We start from the raw sequence: 2,454 nt of genomic DNA, 5'->3' as shown, positions 1-2,454 counted from the left end.
GGGCGACCTTTCCAAAGCTCCGAACGGTCGATCAGCACCAGCCCGCGCTGGCCCGGCGTCGTCGGCTTGTACGACTTGAGTGCCATGCTTTCTGTCTTCCGTTGCTTTGCGGGGCGCGCTTGGCCCCGATTTTGGTATAGGGCCCCGAAGGTCCCCGGTGGAAAACCCGGTGCGGGTGGCGACGTCAGACGCCCCTACCCCGGGAAAAACACGCGGCCCCGGACATGTCCGGAGCCGGCAAGTTGCTGCGGCCTATTAAAGACCGGTGGCAACGTCAATGGTGTTGCCCTCTTCGAGGGTCACATAGGCCTTTTTCACATCCTTGCGGGTGCCAAGGCGGCCCCGAAAGCGCTTGTGCTTGCCCTTGGTGATGGTCGTGTTCACGGCCTTCACCTTGACGCCGAACAGCGCCTCGACAGCCTGCTTGATCTGCGGCTTGTTCGATTCCATCGCCACCTCGAACACAACGGCGCCATTTTCGGACGCCATGGTGGCCTTTTCGGTGATGATCGGCTTGCGGATCACATCGTAATGTTCTGCCTTGGCGGTCATTGCAGGCGAGCCTCCAGTGCTTCGAGACCGGCGCGGGTGATGACCAGCGTGTCCCGCTTGAGGATGTCATAGACATTGGCGCCCATCGAAGGCAGCACATCCAGACCTTCGATGTTGCGGGCGGCCATGGCAAAGTTTTCGTCCAGCGTCGCGCCGTCGATGATCAGCGCCCGCTTCCAGCCAAGGTTCTTGATCTGCCTGGCCAATGCGGCGGTCTTGGGCGTATCCATCGATGCCACGTCCAGCACGACAAGGTTGCCCTCGGCGGCCTTGGCGCTGAGCGCATGCTTCAGGCCCAGCTGGCGGAACTTCTTGGGCAGATCATGCGCATGGCTGCGCGGTGTCGGGCCCTTGTAGATACCACCCTTGCGGAAGATCGGCGCATTGCGGTCGCCGTGGCGTGCGCCACCGGTGCCTTTTTGCTTGTAGATCTTCTTGGTCGAATAGCTGGTTTCCATCCGGGTCTTGACCTTGTGGGTGCCAGCCTGCGCCTTGTTGCGCTGCCAGCGGACCACACGGTGCAAGATGTCAGCCCGCGGATCGAGACCGAAGATATCTTCGCCCAGATCAACCGAGCCGGCAATGCCGCCGTCCAGTTTGATAACGTCGAGTTTCATTCCCCACCGTCCTTCTGTTCAGCCGCAACCTCGGCGGCCGCTTGCTCGGAGGCCTTGGCGGCGGACCGCAAGGCAGCAGGCAGCACGGCGTTGTCGGGGAAGGGCTTTTTGACAGCGTCCTTCACCGTGACCCAACCGCCCTTGTTGCCCGGCACAGCACCCTTGACCATGATCAGACCACGGTCGCTATCGGTGCGGACAACCTGAAGGTTCTGGGTCGTCACACGGGCAGCGCCCATGTGGCCGGCCATCTTCTTGCCCTTGAACACCTTGCCCGGATCCTGACACTGGCCGGTAGAGCCGTGCGACCGGTGGCTGACCGAAACACCATGCGATGCGCGCAGGCCGCCGAAATTGTGCCGCTTCATGGCACCGGCAAAGCCTTTGCCAATCGAGGTGCCCGTCACATCGACGAACTGACCTTCGAAGTAATGGTCGGCGATGATTTCCTCGCCGACGGAGAGCAGGTTTTCGGCATCGACGCGGAATTCCACAAGCTTGCGCTTGGGGGCCACATTGGCGGCGGCGAAATGGCCACGCATGGGGGCCGAGACGCGCTTGACCTTGGCGGTGCCCGCGCCGAGCTGGACGGCGGTATAGCCATCCGTCTCAGGGGTCCGCTGGGCCACGACCTGCAGATTGTCGAGCTGAAGAACGGTCACGGGCACTTGCCGGCCGTCTTCCATGAACAGCCGGGTCATGCCCAGCTTTTTGGCGATCACACCAGAGCGCAACATGTCAAATGCCCCCTCAGACCTTGATCTCGACATCCACGCCGGCGGCGAGGTCGAGCTTCATCAGCGCATCCACCGTCTGCGGGGTCGGATCGACGATATCGAGCAGACGCTTGTGGGTGCGAATCTCCCACTGGTCGCGCGATTTCTTGTCGATATGGGGGCCACGGAGAACCGTGAACTTTTCGATCTTGTTGGGCAACGGAATCGGCCCACGGACCTGTGCGCCTGTGCGCTTCGCGGTGTTCACGATCTCCGCGGTGGAGGCATCGAGAACCCGGAAATCGAACGCCTTGAGGCGGATCCGGATATTCTGGCTGGCAATCGCCATCTTGTTTTCCTTTCAGTTGAGAGGAGGGACAGATTTCTGCCCCTCGTCGAACCGGTTTCATCAATCCGGCCTTGTGGGCCGGTGAAGGCCGCGCATCTACAGCGCGGCCCCAGCTTCGTCAACGCCATTCCGGAAGCCCCGCACCCTTGGGCGCGGGCGCTTTGGCTCAGGCGAGGATCTTCGACACCGCCCTGTCTGGCGCGTCGGTGCGATCCGCGCC

Annotated in this window: 4 protein-coding genes and 1 pseudogene; all 5 read right to left on the bottom strand. The window is 62.2% G+C overall.

Annotated features, from left to right (window positions below):
- A pseudogene (rplB, locus tag Q0094_RS07065) lies at nucleotides 1–86 on the bottom strand (50S ribosomal protein L2); the annotation flags it as partial.
- 169 nt (nucleotides 87–255) lie between these two features.
- Entirely contained in the window at nucleotides 256–552 is a 297-nt protein-coding gene (locus tag Q0094_RS07060) for a 50S ribosomal protein L23 (protein WP_297616931.1), read from the bottom strand.
- Nucleotides 549–1,169 carry a 50S ribosomal protein L4 gene (rplD, locus tag Q0094_RS07055; protein WP_297616928.1) on the bottom strand — a complete coding sequence of 207 codons (621 nt, stop codon included), beginning with the start codon at nucleotides 1,167–1,169 and terminating at the stop codon, nucleotides 549–551. Before rplD ends, Q0094_RS07060 begins: the two co-directional genes overlap by 4 nt.
- Entirely contained in the window at nucleotides 1,166–1,906 is a 741-nt protein-coding gene (gene rplC, locus Q0094_RS07050; RefSeq protein ID WP_297616925.1) for a 50S ribosomal protein L3, read from the bottom strand. The genes rplD and rplC overlap by 4 nt, the downstream gene beginning before the upstream one ends.
- A 13-nt stretch (nucleotides 1,907–1,919) precedes the next feature.
- Nucleotides 1,920–2,228 (bottom strand): 30S ribosomal protein S10, encoded by a 309-nt coding sequence (rpsJ, locus tag Q0094_RS07045; RefSeq protein ID WP_213684655.1) that lies wholly within the window; start codon nucleotides 2,226–2,228, stop codon nucleotides 1,920–1,922.
- Nucleotides 2,229–2,454: the final 226 nt, after the last annotated feature.

Origin of the sequence: uncultured Roseicyclus sp. (assembly GCF_937892565.1) — a bacterium.
GTDB lineage: Bacteria > Pseudomonadota > Alphaproteobacteria > Rhodobacterales > Rhodobacteraceae > Roseicyclus.
This window is presented reverse-complemented; position numbering and strand designations above follow the sequence as displayed.

Excerpts from the sequence above, each read along its gene's own strand:
- Q0094_RS07060 (WP_297616931.1), bottom strand. The coding sequence starts at position 552 with ATGACCGCCAAGGCAGAACATTACGATGTGATCCGCAAGCCGATCATC.
- rplD (WP_297616928.1), bottom strand. The coding sequence starts at position 1,169 with ATGAAACTCGACGTTATCAAACTGGACGGCGGCATTGCCGGCTCGGTT.
- rplC (WP_297616925.1), bottom strand. The coding sequence starts at position 1,906 with ATGTTGCGCTCTGGTGTGATCGCCAAAAAGCTGGGCATGACCCGGCTG.